Origin of the sequence: Pseudomonas migulae NBRC 103157 (assembly GCF_002091715.1) — a bacterium.
Classification (GTDB): Bacteria; Pseudomonadota; Gammaproteobacteria; order Pseudomonadales; family Pseudomonadaceae; genus Aquipseudomonas; species Aquipseudomonas migulae_A.
The window spans coordinates 188,982-209,467 of record NZ_BDAG01000003.1 but is presented as its reverse complement, the minus strand read 5'-3'; the positions used below and the strand labels follow the sequence as shown (position 1 = coordinate 209,467).

The window sequence follows — 20,486 nt, the reverse complement described above, 5'->3', positions numbered from 1 at the left end:
GAGTCAGTGGTAGACCGTCAGCGCCAGGGCGCCGAACAGACAGGTAAACAGGCTCAGGCGCAGCAGCGCCGGGTGCCAGAAGAAGCGGTACAGATCGAACCCGGACAGGAACCGATCCAGCGCCCAGGCCAGTGCTGCGGCGATGAAAAACATCAGCGTCATGGTCGGCATGTACACGCCGTGGAAGGCGATTTCACGAGGCATGTTCAAGTCCTTGAGGCGAGGTGTTCACGTAAGCGGCGAGCGGTGATTGCGGGTCGAGCAACGAGGTGCGGATGAAGTGCAGGTAGCTCTTGACCCGACGCAACGCCGAGGTATCGAAGTGCGGTGCGAAGGGTTCGTCGGTGGCTTGCACACGGCTGATCGCGTGATCGACCGCAATCAGTCCGCGTTCCAGATTGCTCTGGCTCGGTTGCAGAAACAGCCGCACCAGCGAGCGGCCCATCACCCGGATTGCCTGGCGCCACGGCTGCGATTCGGCATACGCCGGGTGCACCGGCAGAATCGCCTGTTCCTTGCGCAGCTCGATGATCGCGTGACCGACTTCCAGCACCACGAACATCCAGCGCAGCAAGTCCCGTTGCACCTGCGGCTGGCCGGCCGCGAGACCATAGGCCTGATGCAGCAGGTCACGCGTACGGCTTTCGAAACTGGAGGCCAGTCCTTTGAGTTTGCCGCTGATCGCGTAGACCACTTGCCCGCGCAAATCCTGCTCCAGCCGACGCCACAGCCAGCGACTGTTGGGTGGCAGGATGATCGCCCCCGCCGCCGCACACACCAGCATGCCGAGCACCATGGCGATGTAGTCGTTGATGAAGGTGTAAGGGTTGTACACGGTGAGGTTGTCCGGCACCGAACCGGTGCTGAAGAAAATCAGCAAGCCGAGGCCGACACCGGCGTATTGCGGGCGCGAAGTCAGGAAGGAACCGAGCACGATCACTGGCGCAAGCATCACGCACAGCAGTGGAAAACCGTCGATCCACGGGAAGATGAAAAACATCTCGACGAAGCCGATCAGGGCGCCGAGGAACGTGCCGCAGGCCATCTGAAATGCCATGCGTTTTGGATTGGGCGTCGCGGCGGACAACCCGACAGTCGCCGCTGCAATCAGGGTCATGGTCGCCCCGCTCGGCCACGCCGTTGCGACCCAATAGCTGCCGAGCACGACCAATATGAATGCCGCGCGAATCCCCGAAGCGGCGGATGCCATCCAGTTGGTTTGCGGGGTGAACGGCTCGTCCCATTGCTCTCGTTCATGGCGGTGATCGGCCAGGGACGCGTGGGTCTGTGCATAACTGTGCAGGTCATCGACGAAGCGGTAGAGCAGCTCGTACGCGGTGTGAAAATCCAGCAGCTCGGCGTCGCTCGGGCTGGTCTCCTGAAAGACCGCCCGCAGACTGCGAACTCGCGCCGGCAAGTTGTGCTTGTAGGTCGTCAACGCGGTCGTCAGACGTGCTGCGTCGGGGCTGGTCAGGGCACGGCCGCTGAAGCCGTCGAGCACTTCGGCGAGGTCCTGCAACCCCGGTTTGATTGCCGCGACCACGTGATCGGCATCGCTGCTGCGCAAGCGCTCAAGCAATTGGTGCAAGGCGTTGAAGCGTGTGGTGATGCCCATGAATTCGCTGTTCAGGCGACTGAGCCGACCGTTGCGCCGACGCATGTGCGGGTCTTCGAACACGGTGACGCTGCGCAGCCCTTCCAGGCCGACCGCCTCGGCGATGAAGCGCACATTGCTCGCTTCGAACGTGTCCTGTTTGCTGCGACCGCGCAAACCATCGGTGACGAACAACGCGAACACGCCGAAGCGCTGATACAAGGCGTTGCGCATGGCCGCACTGGCGGTTTGCGGCAGAATCGCGGCGCTGACCACCGTGGCGCAGAGAATCCCCAGGGAGATTTCCAGCACCCGCCACACCGCCGCCATGAAGGCGCCTTCCGGATGCGCCAACGCGGGTAGCCCGACCATCGCCGCCGTATAACCGGCCAGTACAAAACCATACGCACGGAAGTTGCGATAACGCGCGGCACCCGCCGAACAGATGCCGACCCAGATCGCCAGCGAACCGAGAAACAGTTCGGTGTTTTGCGCGAACAAGGCAATCAGCGCGACCATCACGGCCGACCCGGTCAAGGTGCCGAGAAAACGGTAGAAGCTCTTGGCGAACACCTGTCCGCTTTGCGGCTGCATGACGATGAACACCGTGATCATCGCCGTGCGCGGCTGCGGCAATTCCAGGCGCATCGCCAGCCACAGGGTAAGGAATGCGGCGAACAATACTTTGAAAATGTAGACCCAGGTCACGCCGTCGCTGCGTGCCCATTCAAAGAAACCCCGGCGCCATTCGAGGGAATACAGCCAGCGCAGAGGTGCGGGCAAGGGAGTCATGGAATCCTGCTCATCGGTGAAAAATGGTGCGGCCAGAACTCGGCCTCTGTGGGAGCGGGCTTGCTCGCGAAGACGGTGTATCAAGCGACATCGAGATTGATTGACCCACCGCTTTCGCGAGCAAGCCCGCTCTCACAGGGTCATTGTTCAATTCAATATCTTCAGCATGGCCGGGGTTTTCGGTGCAGCGGTCTGGTTGTCTTTCGGCACATCGTTGCCCGTACCGAGTCCACCGCCGAGCGCGGTCACCAATTCGGCGTGCGCACTCAGCCGCGCGGCCTGAACCTGCTGCTGAACCTGCTGCTGCTTAAACAACAGCGTCTGGGCATTGAGCACGTTGAGGTAATCGGTGAGCCCGCGTTGATAGGCAATCATCGCGATGTCGTAAGTCTTCTGTGCGGTGGCCACGGACTCGGCAGCGAAGGTTTGCTGCTTGTCCATGGACTCGCGGCGGATCAACTGGTCGGAGATGTTCTTCAGCGCATTGACCAGCGTCTGGTTGTACTTCGCCACCGCGATGTCATAACCGGCCGATGCTTCACCCAGCTCGGCACGCAAACGGCCGCCGTCGAAAATCGGTAGCGAGATCGCCGGACCGACGCTGTAATTCAGTTTCTTTCCGGTCAAGAATTCCAGCGCTCCACCGCCGGTGGCCATGTAGCCGAGGCTGCCGACCAGATCGACGTTGGGGTAGAAACCGGCGTGAGCGACATCAATGCCCCGCGCCTGCGCCGCGACTTGCCAGCGACTGGCGACCACGTCCGGACGTTGGCCGAGCAATTGCGCGGGCAGCGACGACGGCAATTTCAACGCCGTGCCCAACGCCAGCGTCGGTCGCTGCAACTGCGCGCCATCGCCCGGCCCCTTGCCTGCCAGGGCAGCGAGCTGGTTGCGGCTGAGGGCTATTTCTTCATCGAGGGCATCGAGCTGGCGGTGAGTTTCCGGCAGCGGCGTTTCGGCCTGGCTGACTTCGAAGTGCGTGCCGATGCCACCGTTCAGACGCTTCTGTGCGAGGTCGAGAATTTGCTGTTGCTGTTTCAGGGTCGCAGCGACGATGTCCCGTTGCGCGTAATGCAGCGACAGTTCGATGTAGGCGCGCACGATGTTGTTCTGCAACTCGAGCTGGGCCAGGCGCGCTTCGGCGACGCTCATGTGCGCCATGTCGACGGCGCGCTCGGTGGCATTGCTTTCGCGCCCCCAAAGGTCGAGGGCATAGCTGAAGCCCAGCGCAGCGTTGTTGTCCCAGGTCGTCGTGTTGGCCAGTTCGCCCGGCCCGTAGAACTGATCGGTGGGCCAGTTGTGGCGCTTCAGGGTGGATTGGCCATTGATCTGCAGCGACTCGGCCGACTCGGCGATGCCCGCCATGGATCTGGCCTGACGCACCCGCGCGGCGGCCATGGCCATGGTCGGGCTGCCTTGCAGCGCAAGGTCGATCCAGCGGTTCAATTGGGGGTCGCTGTAAGCTTGCCACCATTGTGCCGTGGGCCAGTGAGCGTCCTGCGCGGCGCTCTGGATGGCTTCGTCAGTGGCCAGGGAATTGGCCTCCAGTGCCTTGCCCTGCGGGGCAATACCTCCGGTTCCGATGCAGCCGCTGATTGCCAGGGTTAAAGCCAAAACACTGAGCGTCTGAAGCGCTCTGCTGATGCGACGCGGCACTGCTGCGATTTCCTGAAAGAGAGGAGGTTGTAGGAACCGGCTTGCTGGCGATGGTATCGCCGCGGTCTGGCTGACAGACCGTGGTGATGCCATCGCCAGCAAGCCGGCTCCTACAGTCGGCGCAATTTTAGAGGTGGGGTTGATTGGCGATAAGCCGGTATTCCTGTGAATCTTTGTTACCGTTAACGCGATAATCCCTTGGTCGGGGTCTCAGACATTGAAACGTTGTGTCACAATTTGCCATCGCACCCGAGAGCACCCCATGGACACTTTGCAAAACATGCGCGCCTTCAGTTACGTGGCCGAGGCCGGCAGCTTCACCGCCGCCGCCGTGCAACTCGACACCACCACGGCCAACGTCTCGCGCGCGGTCTCCAACCTGGAAGCCCACCTGCAAACCCGCCTGCTCAACCGCACCACCCGCCGCATCGCCCTGACCGAGGCCGGCAAGCGCTACCTGTTGCGCTGCGAGCAGATCCTGGCCTATGTCGAAGAAGCCGAGGCCGAGGCCAGTGACGCCCACGCGCGCCCCGCCGGGCAGCTCAAGGTGCACACCATGACCGGCATCGGTCAGCACTTCGTGATCGACGCTATCGCCCGCTATCGCAAGACTCACCCGGATGTGACCTTCGACCTGACCATGGCCAACCGTGTGCCGGACCTGCTCGACGAGGGCTACGACGTGTCGATCGTCCTCGCCAGCGAACTGCCGGATTCGGGTTTTGTGTCCCAGCGTCTGGGGATCACCTACAGCATCGTCTGCGCTTCACCGGCCTATGTGAAAGCCAACGGTTGCGCACAGAAACCCAGCGATTTGCTGAACCATGCGTGCCTGCGCCTGGTGAGCCCGGTGATTCCACTGGAGAAGTGGACCTTCGACGGGCCCGAGGGCCAGGAAATGGTCACCATTCAAAGCTCGCCGTTCCTGGTGAACTCGGCGGACGCGATGAAGACCGCGATCACCAGCGGCATGGGTGTCGGCGTGTTGCCGGTGTATGCGGCGATTGAAGGGTTGCGTAATGGCTCGCTGGTGCGGGTGATGCCGAACTACCGGTCGCAGGAACTGAACCTGTATGCGATCTACCCCTCGCGGCAGTACCTGGATGCGAAGATCAAGACCTGGGTCGAGTATTTGCGCGGCTCGTTGCCGGATATTCTGGCGGCGCATCAGGCGGAACTGGCGGCGTATGAGTTGAGCGGGAGTCTGGCAGGGGCGCGATTGGCGAATTGATCCTCCTTGTGGGAGCGGGCTTGCTCGCGAAAGCGGCGTGTCATTCAGCTCAGATGTTGGCTGACACGACGCCTTCGCGAGCAAGCCCGCTCCCACAAAGGGTGTGGTGTCCCAGGATGTTTCCGACACGTTCTGTCGATTATCGTGTGGGACGCGAGATGGGTAGGCTTTGGGCGTCGCAGAAAAATCAGCGACCAGGCCTGGTAAAACAGCTTCATAACACCCAATCCGTAGGAGCCGGCTTGCTGGCGATCCAGGCGACGCGGTGCGCCAGACGGACCGAGTTGCCTGGATCGCCAGCAAGCCGGCTCCTACAGAGAAACGCGTGCATCCGAACCATCCGGGCACTCGCATAAAAGCGGGGAAGAATGTTAGCGTGCTTGGCATTCTCCACGCCCGACGAGCCCTCCTCCCATGAAAAAGACCGTCCTCGCCTTCAGCCGCATCACGCCTGAAATGATCGAACGCCTCAAGCAGGACTTCGACGTCATCGTGCCCAACCCGAAAAACGGCGACATCAACGCTCAATTCAACGAAGCCCTGCCCCACGCCCATGGCCTGATCGGCGTGGGTCGCAAGCTCGGCCGGGCGCAACTGGAGAACGCGAGCAAACTGGAAGTGGTGTCCAGCGTGTCGGTTGGCTACGACAACTACGACGTCGCCTATTTCAACGAACGCGGGATCATGCTGACCAACACGCCGGATGTCCTCACCGAAAGCACTGCCGACCTGGCCTTCGCCCTGCTGATGAGCAGCGCCCGTCGCGTTGCCGAACTCGATGCCTGGACCAAGGCCGGTCAATGGCAGGCGACCGTCGGCGCGCCGCTGTTCGGCACCGACGTCTATGGCAAAACCCTGGGCATTGTCGGCATGGGCAACATCGGCGCAGCCATCGCCCGTCGCGGTCGGCTCGGCTTCAACATGCCGGTTATCTACAGCGGCAACAGCCGTAAAACCGCGCTGGAACAAGAACTCGGCGCGCAGTTCCGCAGCCTGGATGAGCTGTTGGCCGAGGCCGATTTCGTCTGTCTTGTGGTGCCGCTCAGTGAAAAGACCAAACACCTGATCAGCCGCCGCGAACTGGCGTTGATGAAACCCAGTGCGATTCTGATCAACATCGCCCGTGGTCCGGTGGTGGACGAACCGGCACTGATCGAAGCGCTGCAGAACAATCAGATCCGTGGCGCCGGGCTGGATGTCTACGAGAAAGAACCGCTGGCCGAATCGCCGCTGTATCAACTGAAAAACGCAGTGACCTTGCCGCACATCGGCTCGGCGACCCATGAAACCCGTGAAGCGATGGCCAATCGTGCCTTGGCCAACCTGCGCAGCGCCTTATTGGGTGAACGACCGCAAGACCTGGTGAACCCGCAAGTCTGGAAAGGCTGATAAACATGTGGGCAGGCGATTAAAGCGCCTGCCCGCCTACAACTAAACATCGGCAACTAAAAAGCCAACACTACACAATTTGCAATTGTGCCCACGCCTCAACTAACACATCAAGCTATAGACTCTCCTTACTTAACCGTCCTGACGGAAACCTGTTTTGGAGAACTGTTCCCTTGAATCATTTAACGACCGATAAAACAATCAGAATCAGCAAAGCCACACTGATGCTGTTCATTAGCTTCTTTGGTTTTTTTATGTTGGTTAGCAATTTCACCGACTACCCAACCAACTACGAATACATCGCCCACATCCTCAGCATGGACACCACCCTCGATCGCGAAAAATACAGTTATCGCGCCATTACCTCACCCATGGCCCACCACAGGATCTACTGGTTAATCATTACCCTCGAAGTGCTCTTCACGGTCTTTTGCATGATGGGCACTTACCATCTTTACAAGAACATAAACACCAGCGCCAAAAAATTCCACGAGGCCAAGAAGTACGCACTGACTGGTTTGTTGATCGCCGTATTTATCTATTACGTCTGCTTTCAGATCATTGGTGTCGAGTGGTTCAACATGGATGAATCACAACGATGGAACTACAAAGACTGGGCTCGACATATTGTCGATTTCATCCTGCCGCTAATGATGTATGTGGCCCTCCGAATCGAGCGTTAAGTGCAATCGCACTCGATCCGAAAAGTCTTCACGCCAACTTGCCATTCCCCTGCACCATCGGCGCCTTGGGTTTACGAAACACCAGCACGTTGCCCAGCATCACCATCACCAGCCCCACCAGCGCCGGTGCGGTCCATTGGTAGCCTTCGACAAACGCCGACACATTGAGCGCCACCACCGGGAACAACACCGTGCAATAGGCTGCACGCTCAGGGCCCATGCGCCCGACCAGCGTCAGGTAGGCAGTGAAACCGATCACCGAGCCCGGAATCACCAGGTACAGCAACGAGCCGATGTAACGTGCATTCCATTCCATGTCGAAGGGAATGCCTTTGACCAGGCACCACACCGACAGCATCGCCGCGCCGTATGCCATCCCCCAGGCGTTGGTGGTCAGCGGCTTGAGACCAGCCTTCTGCTGCAGGCTCGACAACATGTTGCCCGCCGAGAAACACAGCGTTCCAAGCAACGCCAGGCCCAGGCCGAGCAAGGTTTCGGGGCTGGCGGTGTGGCCGGCCAGTTCTGGCCAGAACAGCAAACCCAACCCCAGCAAACCGAGCGCGCCACCCAGCAGGACGTTGCGAGCGATTTTCTGGCCGAAGAACACCCGCGCGTTCAGGGCGTTCCACAGCGTGGCGGTGGAAAACACCACGGCCACCAAGCCACTGGGTATCCACTGGCTGGCAGTCAGGAAGCACATGAAATTGATGCAGAACAGGCAGAGCCCCTGCGCCAGGCAGATCAGGTGTCCGCGACGGTTCATCACTTGCAGCTTGCGGCTGAGCAACAACAGCACAAACAGCACCAGCGCGGCGAGGCCGAAGCGATAAACGATCGACACCGGGATGGCCACCACGCCCAATTGCCATTTCAGGGCAATCCAGGTGGTGCCCCAGATCAGCACGGTCAGCAGGTACAGCGAAAGGTTCATGGCGAAGGCTCCTCAATAGGTGCCCAGTGTCCTGCGCCAAACCTTTTCGCACTTGCATAAACTTGCGCTTTTGTCGGTGCAGAGGCTGGCAGCTCAAGGTCTACGGAGTAGGATGCAAGGCGTTGGAGAGAAGCGATCATGCCCGCACTGGAATCACTGCAAGTCTTTCAAGCCCTCAACCGCTCGCCCAATGCTCGCCTCGAGCACAGCGCCGAGCTCGGTGACGGTATGGCTGCAGCCTTGTGGAGCAACCATCACGACGCCCAGGACTACGAAGCGCCGAGCCACCACACTCTGTCCTGCTACATCGCCGGTGGCACCGGCACCTTTCGCCGCGACCGGCCCGACACCAAGGGCGGCCCGGACAAGCTGTGCATCCTGCCCGCCGACCATCAGTCAGGCTGGGTGATCAACGGCGACATTCGCCTGGCCCATCTGTATTTCAGTCCCGAACAGTTCGCCCTCGGTTGCGTCACGCTGCTGGACCGCGAACCTCGCGAGCTGCAGTTGCGCGAAGGGACTTTTCTGGACGACCCGCAGCAAGCCCGACGCTTTCGCCAGATGCTCACGCTCAATTGGAACGAACCCGGCGAACGCCTGCTCACCAGCAGCCTGGCCCATGAAATGCTCAGCCACGTGCTGCTAGGCCAGGTCGGGGTGCGCGACGGCTTGCGACTCAAGGGCGGATTGGCAGCGCACCAGCGACGGCAGTTGGTCGAGTTCATCGACAATCAGTTGGCCGAAGCCATCAGCCTGGGACAATTGGCTGGGTTGTGCGCGCTGTCGGAGTATCACTTTGCGCGGATGTTCCGGGAGAGCTTTGGTTTACCGCCGCATCAGTATGTGTTGGCGCGGCGGCTGAGCCGGGCGCGGGAGTTGTTGCGGACAACATCGCAGCCGTTGGGGGAGATTGCGCTGGCGTGCGGGTTTGCCAGTGCGAGTCACTTTACCAACCGGTTTCGGCAGGTTCTGGGTGGGACACCGGGGGAGTATCGGCAGGCATTTTTGCGGTAGGCCTAATGTTTTCGGCGCCTGTCAGGCAGCTTTCGCGAGCACGCCCGCTCCCACAGGGGAATGCATTCCAACTGTGGGAGCGGGCTTGCTCCGGGCGGCGCTCCGACGATGAACGATGACGCGGTGTGTGATTAAAACTCCAAGGTGCTGGACAGCGACACCTGCCGCGAATCCCCCATCGACACAAAGAACCGGCTCGCCGCCGACGTGTAGTAAGTACGGTCGAACAGGTTCTTCACGTTGAGCTGGAACTTGACCTTCTGCCCTTCGACCTTGGTGTCGTAGGTGGCGAATGCATCGGCCACGGTGTAGCTCGGCAGATCAAAATCATTCACCGCGTTGCCCGCCCGCTCACCGACATACCGCGCGCCCGCGCCGACCCGCAACTGATCCCCGCCCACGATGGTGCCGAAGTCGTAGACCGCCGACAGCGAGCCAGTGTTCTTGGCGACGTTTTGCAGTTTTTTGCCTTTGTAGGTCGGGTCCTCGGTCACTTCGGCATCGGTGTAGGCATAGCTGCCGATCATGCTCCAGCGATCGCTGAGCTGACCGGTCAGATCCACTTCCAGCCCACGGGAACGCACTTCGCCGGCAGCGCTGTAGATCGTCACCGGCCCTTCGGAGTTGGCCACCAGCACGTTGCGTTTCTTGATGTCGAACAACGCGACATTACCCGTCACACGGCCCGGAATATCGAGCTTGGCGCCGACTTCCCAGGACTTGGCTTCTTCCGGCGCCACGCTGCCGTCGAGCACGGTGCTGCTGCCGCTCAACGGTGCGATGGTCGAGTTGGGTTTGAACGATTCGGTGTAGCTGCCGTAGAACGACAACTCGTCGGTGTAGCGGTACACCAGGCCGGCGCGCGGCACCCACTTCTGGCCGTTGCTGTCGGTGTTGGCCTTGAACGGCACACCTTTACCGGCGTACTGGTCGTACTCCTGGAAACGTCCGCCGGCTACCAGAATCCACTGGTCGGTGAGGTGGATCGAGTCCTGCAGGAACAGCGAATCGCTGCGCAGCAAATCGGTCTGCGCGCTGTCGGCCGGGCTGACGGTGGTGCCGGCGACTTCACGGCCATAGACCGGGTTGAGGTAGCTGAACGTGGTCAGGCTTTTCTGGCGGATCAGGTCTTCGCGGTAGATCTTGCGGTACTCATCATCGACGCCGAACACCAGGTCATGCTGCATGCCCAGCACATTGACCTTGCCTTCGAGGCTGGCGGTGGTGAAGCGGTCGGTGCTGATCGCGTTTTGCGTGCCGTCCATGCTGCGGGTCAGCGTGCCTTTGGCGGTGTTGATGGCCGTGACGCGCACCTGGCTGGCGTCGTAGGTTTCACGGTTCCAGCTGTAGCCGAAGTGCGCTTTCCAGTTGTCGTTGAGCTCGTGGTCGGCCTCGAAGTGATAGAGGTCCGAGCGCCCTTCCATGTTGTTGAACGGCTCGTCGAGGCGACGTTCGCGGGAGATGTCCAACGGATGGTTGTCACGCGGGTCGATCAGCGTGCCGCGGTCGAACGGGGTCAGGAATTCACGGTGTTCATAGGCGAACAACAGCTTGGTGCTCTCGCCGAACCAGGCCAGGGATGGCGCCACCAGGGTCTCGCGGTGGGTGCCGAAGTTGCGCCAGTAATCTTCGTCTTCGTGATCCAGCACCATGCGGTACGCCAGCCCGGAATCACCGAGCGCGCCAGTGCTGTCGAGGCCGCCACCGCTGCCGTTTTTACCATCGCCGTAGGTCGAGCCGCGCAGGGTCAACGCGTTGTACTGCTCGAGTTCGGGTTTCTTGCTGACCATATTGACCACGCCGCCCGGGTCCTGAATGCCGTAGAGCAAGGAGGCCGGGCCCTTGAGCACTTCGACCCGATCGACCGTGGCGTTGAGGCCACGGCCCTGCACCACCGGCATGCCGTCGCGCATGATCGAGCCGTTGCGGTTGTCGCCGAAGCCGCGGGTCATCACCGAATCCTGGGTGCTGCCCAGCGTGTTGCCCTGGGTGATGCCGCTGACGTTGGCCAGCGCGTCATCAAGGTTGCGCGGCGCCTGGTCACGAATGACCTGGGCCGGGATCACGTTGACGGTCTGGGGAATTTCCTGGAGCAAGGCCGACGAGCGCATCACCGAACTGGTCGGCGGCGGCTGGTAGCTCATGGTTTGATCCATCACCGAGGTGATGGTGGTCGCGCCCAGGTTCAGGGCGCCTTCAGTGGGCCGCGGTTCCAGCGCCAGGGTGTGAGCATCGGTGCGACGGAAGGTCAAACCCGAACCGCTGAGCAAACGCTGGATCGCCTGTTCGGCGCTCATCTGCCCGCTGACGGCTGGCGCGGTAACGCCGTACGGTGCTTCGTCGGTGTAGACCACGCTGATGCCGGTAATCCGGCTGAAGTCGCTCAAGGCCTGGGGTAGCGGTTTGGCGACCATCGCAAAGTTGAACTGCGAGCGCTGCTGCGTCGTGTCGGCCTCAGCGGCCAATGCCACGCTCAATGGCAACAACGCCAAAGCCGAAATGCCCGATGCCGAAATAACCAGCGCCGAGGCACCCAACCACTGTTTGACCGAACCCGATTTTGCCCTGGACTTCATTGCTCATGACCTGTGTAGAACCGCTACGGATGCGAATGACTCGCAGTTTCAGTCACTACACGGATGGGGCTTGGGTTTACCTCACCATAATTTTGAAAATATTTGAAAAGATCAAAAGACTTTGCTTCACCGCAAAATAATCAGCTGCCCCACTTTATGCTGCTCAAACCCCAGCACCCCCTGCAACGAACTCAACACCGCCTGAGGATCCTTGCCCGGAAAGCTGCCACTGATCCGCCGCGCCGCCAGTTCATCATTGAGCAGCACAATCCGCCCCGGGTAGTAACGTCGCAGGTCCTGCACCACCTCGGCCAGTGGCGCCTTGTAGTAATTGAGCCAGCCCTGGCGCCACGCCAACTGCGCTTCGCTGTCCACGGCCTGCAGTTTTTCCGCCGCACCTTCGCCGTAAGCCATTTGCTGGCCCGCGGTCAGAATCTGTTGCTCGGCGTGCTTGTCCGCCGTCACGCCGACCCGCCCGGACAACACCGTGACTTGCGCGCCATGGGGTTGCAAACGCACTTCAAACTGCGTGCCCAGCACCCGCGCCTGACCCTTTTGCGCATCGACCACAAACGGCTCGCCCGTGTGCGTCACACTGAAAAAACCAGCGCCGCGACGCAACTGAACGTGGCGCTCGCCGCGACTGAAATCCACGGCGATGGCGCTGTCGGCATCCAGGGTGACCTGCGATTGATCTGCCAGCGTGACGGTGCGAATTTCCCCCGGTGCCGATACATAATCAGCACCCAGGTCGTCGACCCAGCGCATCGGCTGCCAGCCTGAGCCGAGGCTGATCATCAACAACAGGCACGCCGCCATCGCCAGCGCACCGGACCAGCGCCGAACACTGCTGCGACGCGATTGATTCATGGCGTTGAGGTAGCCCTGCAAGGCAAACGCGTCTTCATTGGCCAACGTACGCGCCGGCACTTCGCTCAATTCCCACACCACTTGCGCCTGGGCGTAGGCCTCGGCATGGGCCGGGTCGGCTTGCAGCCAATGGCTGAACGTGGCCTGGTCGCCGCTGCTCGGCTGGTCATGCAACAGACTCAGCCAGGCGAAAGCGGCCTGCACCTGAACGGGCGTCGGGGTGACGCGGTCAAGCTGATTCACGGTGCTTTCCCTGGCGTGCGCGGTTCGGGATCCCGCAGGCTGGCCTTGCAGGCTTCGAGGGCGCGCATCATATGTTTTTCCACGGCACTTTGGGACAACCCCATGGCCTTCGCGATCTCGGCGTACTTGCGGCCGTGAATGCGATTGAGCAGAAAAATCTGGCGCGTGCGCTCGGGCAACGCGCGCAACGCGGCTTCGACGTGGCGCAAATCATTGCCGGCCTCCAGCGCAGCCTGGGGTTCACTGCCGTGGCTGTCGGGTTGATCCGGTTGCCAGCCTTCATTGACCCGCACGCGCGTACCTTCGCTGCGCAAGTGGTCGATGGCGATGTTGCCGGCGCAGCGCAACAGGTACGTGCTGAGCTCTTCGACCTGCACCAGCGGCCGGCGCCAGAAGCGCAAAAACAAATCCTGCACCAGATCCGCCGCCGTTGCCCGACACCCCACGCGGCGGTTCACCAGCGCTTCCATTTGCGAACGCTGGGACAAGAACACCTGCAGGAAATGCGCACGCGCTTCGCGAGGTTCTTCGTCGTGGGAGTCAGGAGGACGGGTGATCATCAGTTCAATACTGCGCAAACGCGGCAACGGGGCTGATGAGCAGACTCACACCCGCCAGTGACAACGCCAGACGCGGTCGATAGGGCATCAACAGCACCAGCAGCAATGCACTGAGCATCAGCACCGCAAACCACTCCACCAACCCAAGCCCCCAACCGGTCGAAGACACCGCCGCCCACAGCGACAAGGCCAGCAATCCCCAGCCACCGAGCTTCATGCCCCGGCGGCGACGGGCCGACGGCTTGCAGCCCAACAGCTCGGCGTGATGCCGGTCCATCGACAAACACAGCGCGGTGAAGCCGCCGTAACAGAGCAACAGGGCCAGCAACATTCAGTTCACCTCTCGCTCAGGGGTGATCGGTTGCGCACGTTGTCGAATAACGGCTTCAGCCGTTCCCGAACGCTGCATTTTCCACGCGGCCCAGGCGAAAAACAGACCGCTGCCCAGACACGTCAGGTCGAAACCGGCCATCGCCCAATCGCCCTGCACCAGCGTGATTCCCAAGTGATACGGTGTGGTCAGGGCGTTCAGCACCGGCACCGCGCCAAACAGCAGCGCCGCCAGCGCCAACTGTTCGACCCACGCCGCACGGCCACGGCGGGCCATGGCATGCAACACACTCAAGCCCCAGACGATAAAGAAGCTGTTCACTTCCCAATCCGCGCGCCCGGCCACGTCCACCGGCAACAAACGATTGGCCCAGAAGAACGCGGCCACGGCGACCATCAGTCCGGACATGCCGGCGATGTTCAGCACTTCCACCAGCCGCAACTCGAACGGCATCACGCCGCTTTTCGCGTGTTTGAGCTGACGCTTGCCGAGCCAGACCACCAGCCCGGTGCCGATCATCGCCGTGCCGGCCAACCCGCAGATGAAGTACAGCCAACGCAGCACCGGGCCGGCGAAATGGCCCATGTGCAAACCGTAGAAACTGCCGGCAATCGCCCTCGGCAGCGATTGCTCCGGCGTCGTAGCGAGCAAGTGTCCAGTGACGCCGTTAAAGGTCACGGCGCTGCCGAAGTCGTGGACCACACGGTCGGCGCCATCACGCACCAGCACGACCGAGGCATGCGCATCGCCCGGATGGTTCACGGTAAGGCGCCCGACACGCCCACCCGACCACTGCTCCCGAGCCCGTTCCAGCAACGGTGCCAGCGGCGCCAACTGTGCCGGTTTGCCCGCAAGCTCAGGCGTAGAGGACGCCGGAAACACCTCATCGAAAAACGCCCGGACATCGCAGTTGTAGGAGGCCAGGATGCTCGCTGGCATCACCATCGACATGAAAATCACCAGGCTGCTGTAGGTGATCATCAGGTGGAACGGCAGCACCAGAACGCCCACGGCATTGTGCCCGTCGAGCCAGGAACGCTGACCCTTGCGCGGGCGGAAGGTGAAGAAGTCCTTGAAGATTTTCTTGTGGGTGATGATCCCGCTGATCAGCGCGACGAACATCACCATAGCGGCGATGGTCGACAGCCAGCGCCCCCACGGATACGGCATCTGCAGTTGAAAGTGGAAGCGGTAGAAGAACTCGCCGCCTGTGGTTTCGCGGCCCTGCACTTCGGCGCCGGTTTGCGGGTCGAGGAGTTTTTCCGTGAACTGGCCGCGTTCGCCACGCTTGGCCGGGCTCTGCTGCCAGCGTACTGACAAGCCAGGTTCGCGGGCATCGGGCAAGTCGATGAGCCAGCGCGAGGCACCGGCGGCGTGTTGCTGGAGGTAGTTCTGCGCCAGGGTCAGACTGGCTTCGGAACTCACCGAACGGGCAGGAATTTCCGGCTGCATCCAGTGGCTGATTTCGTCCTTGAAGTAGGCCAGCGTGCCGGTCAGGAAAATCGCGAACAGCAACCAGCCGAAGATCAACCCGGCCCAAGTGTGCAGCCAGGCCATCGCCTGACGAAAGCCCTCTTTCATGAGTGGCCCATCCAATACGCCAGCCCCGAAACTACCGCCAGCACCAGACTCGTCAAGATCAACCCGAGCCAGGCCCGCCATGCGCTACGGCAGGCAAAGCACCAGATCACCGCGCACAGGTAGGCCAGAAACGAGGTCATCATCCCGGTCACCACCGCGTCGGCGCGGGGCATGGACGCCCATAGACTCAGGCTGACACTGGCGAGCGCCGCGACGATATAGCCGCCCAGCACCGCCGCCAGCACTCGCGAGGTGACGGCCAATCGATAGGAAACGGGAAGTACTTTCATGTTTCGGCCTTGGAACAGGTGAGGCCGCGAGAAAGTCAGGAGGCCAACAAAGCCGCAATATTAATGATAAATATTCTCATACGCAAAAAGATCCGGCTTTTCCTGGGTTTTGATCCAATGATGCCTGGGCCACACATCCTTGTGGCGAGGGGCTTTATCCCCGTTCGACTGCAAAGCAGTCGTAAAAAATGGACCAGATGCATGGTGGTTGCAGATTTTGCGGCCGCTTCGCAGCCCAACGGGGATAAATCCCCTCGCCACAGGTATTCATCGACCTGAAGAATTTACCAACCCCAGAAACAACAACGGGCCTGCATAAGCAGGCCCGTTTTCAGTAGTGGAAAGTAAAAGGTGATTCAGGCGTCAACCATTCAGTGCAGCCTGTTCGTTCTCGAGAAACTCGTCTTCCAGCAGCGCATCGGCTGCACGCCTCTCGAACGGCACCACAGCGGCACGTGGTTTGCCCCGCAGTTTGCCGAACAGATGGTCCAGCGCATGTTCGAGTTTTTCAGCCGCACCGTCGATCGCCAGTTCCAGGTTTTCGGCTTTATGGGTGACAGAAATCGGTTGGTGGCCTTTTGGCCGCGCTTCCAGCTGGCAGCGCAAATCATGGGGACCTGGCTTGTCGCCGTTTTCGTCCCGCAGATGGACCTCGACGCGTGTCAGGTCCTCTTCATAACGTTCGAGCGTGCTCTCAATGGTAGTACGTACCCACTCCTCCAGTCGGATGCTGCTTTGAATATGGTTATCGCTGTTGACTTGGATTTGCATAGTTCATCCCTTATTTCAGCTAGCTCGCGAGAGGCCCTTCGGCTGGCCCTTGGGCTTCATCACCGTGACCTCTTGGTTACACAATCGGTCTGTGCGTCGAACAATTCAACCCCTGAAAAAAGATAAATTTTCATTCGCAAAAAAAGCCGGACAAGGAGCAAAAGCGCTGTTAAGGTCGGGAGTTGGGTCGCTTCACTTCTTTGTCACAATTGCTCACATCTGCCGCTCCGCCAGCGGGTGCAGGCCTCGAAAAACCGCCGCTTCCTCCACCAGCCAGTCATGCACCGCACGCACGCCCGGATGGCTCAGCGCCCCCGGCGCATAAAGCAGCATGTAACGTTTGTGATTCGGCACCGCGAGACCGAACGGCACAATCAACGTCCCGCGCTCCAGTTCATCGTTCAGCAAGGTGCGACGCGCGATCGCCACGCCCATTCCGGCAATGGCCGCTTCGATGGTCAGGTGGTTGCGATTGAACGTGTGCCCGCGCCGCACGTCCGCGCCCTCGAAGCCGATGGCGTTGAGATAGAACTCCCATTCCGCATACTCATAACTGCCGCGCCAGGCCGTGATGTCGTGCAACAACGGAAAGTGCGACAGGTCTGCCGGGCCGTGCAACGGCGGCCGCCCGCGCAACAGGCTCGGCGCGCAGACCGGAAAGATCTGCTCGTCGAGCAACGCTGTGGATAACAAGCCGGGGTAACTGCCGTCATTCAGATCGATGGCCAAGTCGAAGTCGCCCTCGTGCAACGGCACGCTGCTGTCCTCCGCCACCAGGCGCAATTGAATGTCCGGGAAACGCTGCTGCAAGCGCGGCAGACGCGGGGTCAGCCATTTGCTCAGGAACGATGGAATCGAGCGCACCCGCAAAGTCCCGCTGATCATTCCAGCGTCCAGTCGTCGCAATTCGGCGTCGATGCTGCCGTAGGCCTCGTTGACGGTAATGGCCAGTCGCTGGCCCTCCGCGCTCAATTCCACCCCCCGCGCACGCCGATGAAACAGTCGAAAACCCAACCGTTCTTCCAGTTGACGGATTTGCTGACTGACCGCACCCGGCGTGATGTGCAGTTCTTCAGCGCATCGGGTGAACGACAGGTGCCGCGCGGCACAGGAAAACACGTGCAGCCAGACATACGTCTGGGCGTGCAATTGGCGGCTCATTGTTTAGTCCTGCTAAAGGCTGTCTTAGGAAGTTTCGTTGGTCACGTAGGACCGAGGCAGGCAGTATCGCCGACATTGCGCTTGGCCTACAAAAATGGCAGCGATTTCACTTCCATTGTTTGTATAGGCTTTAGCATGGCTATCAGTGTTTTTGATCTTTTCAAAGTCGGCATCGGTCCGTCCAGTTCCCACACCGTCGGCCCGATGCGCGCCGCCGCGACCTTCGCCCAGGCACTGATCGAGCAGAATTTGCTCGATGCCGTCCGTCGAGTGGAAATCCGCCTGTACGGTTCCCTCTCGGCCACCGGTGTCGGCCACGCCACTGATCGCGCCTGTGTCATGGGTCTGATGGGCGAATGGCCGGACAGCATCGATCCGACCTCCATCGACAGCCGCATCCACACATTGCTTGAGAGCCGCGAACTGAATCTGGCCGGCCAAACCACCATTGCCTTCGACTGGCAACGCGATCTCCTGCTACTCGACGAAAGCCTGCCCTACCACCCCAACGCCATGTCTCTGACAGCTTTCGGCGAAACCGGCGAATTGTCAGAGCAAACGTACTACTCGATCGGGGGCGGTTTCATCATCGAAGCGGCCGAAGCCGAGTCCGGTATCGCGCCGGCCGGTGACGTGGTGCTGCCATACGACTTTTCCAGTGCAGCCGAACTGCTCAAGCTCTGCAATCAGCATGGGCTCAGGGTTTCCGAATTGATGATGGCCAACGAACAGGCCTGGCGCAGCGAAGCCGACATCCGCCAGGGCTTGCTGCATATCTGGTCGGTGATGCGCGAGTGCGTCGAGCAGGGCTTGCGGCACGAAGGGATCCTGCCCGGCGGGCTGAATGTTCCGCGCCGTGCGGCGAAATTGCATCGCAGCCTGTTGGAAATCGGCAAGCCGAATGTCATCACTTCGACGCTGTCGGCGATGGAATGGGTGAACCTGTTCGCCCTCGCCGTGAACGAAGAAAACGCCGCCGGAGGACGAATGGTCACCGCGCCTACCAACGGCGCGGCCGGGATCATTCCCGCTGTCCTGCACTACTACATGAAATTCAACCCGGACGCGTCGGACGATGATGTCGTGGCGTTCTTTCTGGGCGCGGCGGCGGTCGGCATTCTGTGCAAGAAAAACGCCTCGATCTCCGGCGCCGAAGTCGGCTGTCAGGGTGAAGTCGGATCGGCGTGCGCCATGGCCGCCGCTGGCCTGGCGGATGTGCTCGGGGCCACGCCGGAGCAACTGGAAAACGCCGCCGAAATCGGCCTGGAACACAATCTGGGCCTGACCTGCGACCCGGTCGGCGGCCTGGTGCAAGTGCCGTGCATCGAGCGCAATGCCATCGCTGCCGTGAAGGCGATCAACGCCACGCAAATGGCCCTGCGCGGCGACGGCAAACACTTCATTTCCCTGGACCGGGTGATCCGCACCATGCGCGATACCGGCGCTGACATGCATGACAAATACAAAGAGACATCACGGGGAGGCCTGGCGGTGAGCTGGGTGGAGTGCTGATCGCTCTGATTGCACCCTCAGCGAACACACGCCCCGAAACGGGCAAGATCTCCTGTAGAGGCGAGCTCGCTCGCGATGGACTTCAGAGCACCGCGCTTAGCCAGTAAACACGTGTAATCATTGACGACCGTCGCGAGCAAGCTCGTTCCTAAAGAGGCGATCATTGTTCGACAATTTTTCCGGCATGGCCCTTGCTACATCGCTGACGAGGCAAAAGGATTTTTGAAAACCTCAGCGAGCGACTGCCGATGGTCCAGCGTTGCGAACCAACCCGATCATGGCCGGTCAATAACTGCACGTTCAATCAGGCGGTGACGCATCATGGACAACCCCTTTCAGCTCATTACCGATGCCTTTGCACCGGATTACCAGATCAACCTGAGCATTCAGGGTCTGGACGGCAGCATCATGCTGACCCTGTCCAACAGTGGCCGTATCGTGGCCAAGCGGATGATCAGCGCCGAGCAACGCAATGACCCCAAGCGCCTCAAACGTTTGGTGCAAAGCATCCAGTTCGGCATTGCGATCGAACAGGGACAGTGCGCCATGACCATCCTCGAAGCCATGACCGACGGCGACAACCACAAGCTGCCGCCGCCAACCAAAGGCCAGCCGCGGCCAGCCATGCGCCTTTAAATCTCGCCTTTCTCCACTTCGGGATGCTCGCCGGAGCCCGCACCGATCTTGCGTTGCGGGTGTTCGATCTTCACCGAAGGGAATTGCGACGAGGCGTAACGCACCACCAGAATCGCAAACGCCAGCAGCAGAATCCCGCCGCACAGGTAAATGATGCCGAGATCAGGCGGGTTGTGGTGCGAGACGTTGGAGATCAGCAAACGCGTCAGCGCGGTGATCGCCACGTAGATCAGGAAGCGCACCGGCATGTGGTTGGTCTTGAAATAAATGCCGACCATCGCACCCAGTTCGAGGTAGATGAACAACAGCAAGATGTCATCGATCTTGATGTGTCCCTCTTCGATCATCCCCAAAAACTCCATCACCGCTGCCCACGCGGTCACCGCACCAATGGCGAACAGCGCCAGGTAGTGGAAAGTCTCGACGAACAGATTGCCCAGTGACTCGGCCAGTTGATGCACGTTCTGCCGCAGTTGCTCGGCCCAGTTGATTTTCACGATGATTCTTCCTTAGCTCGGTTCGAGCGGACGATACGGGTTGGACGTGACGGTTGTTCTGCATGCAGAAAAAAGGCCAGAGGCTGCGAGTTGAGAAGATGGCTGAGTGATACGAGACACGTCAGCGGTGTGTGGACTGACACCTTCGCGAGCAAGCCCGCTCCCACA

19 protein-coding genes are annotated in these 20,486 nt (G+C 60.6%); 6 read left to right on the top strand and 13 right to left on the bottom strand.

Features of this window, described 5'->3' with window-relative positions; translation table 11 throughout:
• Window positions 1–3: 3 nt before the first annotated feature.
• The 3 genes from PMI01S_RS04515 to PMI01S_RS04505 form a co-directional block, all read right to left on the bottom strand.
• Window positions 4–204 carry a DUF1656 domain-containing protein gene (locus PMI01S_RS04515; RefSeq protein WP_008153498.1) on the bottom strand — a complete coding sequence of 67 codons (201 nt, stop codon included), beginning with the start codon at window positions 202–204 and terminating at the stop codon, window positions 4–6.
• Window positions 194–2,386 (bottom strand): FUSC family protein, encoded by a 2,193-nt coding sequence (locus PMI01S_RS04510; protein ID WP_084318175.1) that lies wholly within the window; start codon window positions 2,384–2,386, stop codon window positions 194–196. The genes PMI01S_RS04515 and PMI01S_RS04510 overlap by 11 nt, the downstream gene beginning before the upstream one ends.
• A 147-nt stretch (window positions 2,387–2,533) precedes the next feature.
• Window positions 2,534–4,042, bottom strand: coding sequence for an efflux transporter outer membrane subunit (locus PMI01S_RS04505; RefSeq protein WP_084318174.1), 1,509 nt, complete (start codon window positions 4,040–4,042; stop codon window positions 2,534–2,536).
• Window positions 4,043–4,304: 262 nt separating this feature from the next.
• On the opposite strand from PMI01S_RS04505, the gene PMI01S_RS04500 reads away from it, so the two are divergent.
• The 3 genes from PMI01S_RS04500 to PMI01S_RS04485 all read left to right on the top strand — a co-directional run bounded on the left by PMI01S_RS04500 (window position 4,305) and on the right by PMI01S_RS04485 (window position 7,345).
• The gene (locus tag PMI01S_RS04500; protein WP_084318173.1) at window positions 4,305–5,273 is read left to right on the top strand and encodes a LysR family transcriptional regulator; all 969 of its coding nucleotides are present in this window, start codon (window positions 4,305–4,307) and stop codon (window positions 5,271–5,273) included.
• A gap of 414 nt (window positions 5,274–5,687) precedes the next feature.
• Window positions 5,688–6,662 (top strand): 2-hydroxyacid dehydrogenase, encoded by a 975-nt coding sequence (locus tag PMI01S_RS04490; protein ID WP_084318172.1) that lies wholly within the window; start codon window positions 5,688–5,690, stop codon window positions 6,660–6,662.
• A 173-nt stretch (window positions 6,663–6,835) separates the two neighbouring features.
• Window positions 6,836–7,345 (top strand): DUF2165 domain-containing protein, encoded by a 510-nt coding sequence (locus PMI01S_RS04485; RefSeq protein WP_084318171.1) that lies wholly within the window; start codon window positions 6,836–6,838, stop codon window positions 7,343–7,345.
• Window positions 7,346–7,373: 28 nt separating this feature from the next.
• Here the strand turns inward: PMI01S_RS04485 and PMI01S_RS04480 are convergent, their stop codons facing one another.
• The gene (locus PMI01S_RS04480; RefSeq protein ID WP_084318170.1) at window positions 7,374–8,276 is read right to left on the bottom strand and encodes a DMT family transporter; all 903 of its coding nucleotides are present in this window, start codon (window positions 8,274–8,276) and stop codon (window positions 7,374–7,376) included.
• Window positions 8,277–8,414: 138 nt separating this feature from the next.
• Between PMI01S_RS04480 and PMI01S_RS04475 the strand changes: the two genes are divergently transcribed.
• On the top strand, window positions 8,415–9,290 hold the full coding sequence (locus tag PMI01S_RS04475) for a helix-turn-helix domain-containing protein (RefSeq protein ID WP_084318169.1): 876 nt from the start codon (window positions 8,415–8,417) through the stop codon (window positions 9,288–9,290).
• A 131-nt stretch (window positions 9,291–9,421) separates the two neighbouring features.
• On the opposite strand, the gene PMI01S_RS04470 is transcribed toward PMI01S_RS04475, so the two are convergent.
• From PMI01S_RS04470 to PMI01S_RS04435, 8 genes are all read right to left on the bottom strand, one after another.
• Complete coding sequence (locus PMI01S_RS04470) at window positions 9,422–11,866, bottom strand: TonB-dependent siderophore receptor (RefSeq protein WP_084318168.1); 2,445 nt, start codon at window positions 11,864–11,866, stop codon at window positions 9,422–9,424.
• 126 nt (window positions 11,867–11,992) lie between these two features.
• A complete protein-coding gene (locus PMI01S_RS04465; protein WP_084318167.1) occupies window positions 11,993–12,979 on the bottom strand; it encodes a FecR family protein in 987 nt (328 codons plus the stop codon).
• Window positions 12,976–13,539 (bottom strand): RNA polymerase sigma factor, encoded by a 564-nt coding sequence (locus tag PMI01S_RS04460; protein ID WP_090473880.1) that lies wholly within the window; start codon window positions 13,537–13,539, stop codon window positions 12,976–12,978. Before PMI01S_RS04460 ends, PMI01S_RS04465 begins: the two co-directional genes overlap by 4 nt.
• 4 nt (window positions 13,540–13,543) lie before the next feature.
• Complete coding sequence (locus PMI01S_RS04455) at window positions 13,544–13,870, bottom strand: DUF3325 domain-containing protein (protein ID WP_084318166.1); 327 nt, start codon at window positions 13,868–13,870, stop codon at window positions 13,544–13,546.
• The gene (locus tag PMI01S_RS04450; protein ID WP_084318165.1) at window positions 13,871–15,451 is read right to left on the bottom strand and encodes a PepSY-associated TM helix domain-containing protein; all 1,581 of its coding nucleotides are present in this window, start codon (window positions 15,449–15,451) and stop codon (window positions 13,871–13,873) included.
• On the bottom strand, window positions 15,448–15,741 hold the full coding sequence (locus PMI01S_RS04445; protein ID WP_084318164.1) for a DUF3649 domain-containing protein: 294 nt from the start codon (window positions 15,739–15,741) through the stop codon (window positions 15,448–15,450). The genes PMI01S_RS04450 and PMI01S_RS04445 overlap by 4 nt, the downstream gene beginning before the upstream one ends.
• A 363-nt stretch (window positions 15,742–16,104) precedes the next feature.
• A complete protein-coding gene (locus PMI01S_RS04440) occupies window positions 16,105–16,512 on the bottom strand; it encodes an HPF/RaiA family ribosome-associated protein (protein ID WP_084318163.1) in 408 nt (135 codons plus the stop codon).
• A 213-nt stretch (window positions 16,513–16,725) separates the two neighbouring features.
• Entirely contained in the window at window positions 16,726–17,673 is a 948-nt protein-coding gene (locus PMI01S_RS04435; protein WP_084318162.1) for a LysR substrate-binding domain-containing protein, read from the bottom strand.
• 135 nt (window positions 17,674–17,808) lie between these two features.
• Between PMI01S_RS04435 and PMI01S_RS04430 the strand changes: the two genes are divergently transcribed.
• The gene (locus tag PMI01S_RS04430; RefSeq protein ID WP_084318161.1) at window positions 17,809–19,185 is read left to right on the top strand and encodes an L-serine ammonia-lyase; all 1,377 of its coding nucleotides are present in this window, start codon (window positions 17,809–17,811) and stop codon (window positions 19,183–19,185) included.
• Window positions 19,186–19,506: 321 nt separating this feature from the next.
• The gene (locus PMI01S_RS04425; protein WP_084318160.1) at window positions 19,507–19,821 is read left to right on the top strand and encodes a DUF3509 domain-containing protein; all 315 of its coding nucleotides are present in this window, start codon (window positions 19,507–19,509) and stop codon (window positions 19,819–19,821) included.
• Here the strand turns inward: PMI01S_RS04425 and PMI01S_RS04420 are convergent.
• On the bottom strand, window positions 19,818–20,318 hold the full coding sequence (locus PMI01S_RS04420; RefSeq protein ID WP_084318159.1) for a phosphate-starvation-inducible protein PsiE: 501 nt from the start codon (window positions 20,316–20,318) through the stop codon (window positions 19,818–19,820). The two genes, PMI01S_RS04425 and PMI01S_RS04420, sit on opposite strands and share 4 nt — an antisense overlap.
• Between the last annotated feature and the right edge of the window lie 168 nt (window positions 20,319–20,486).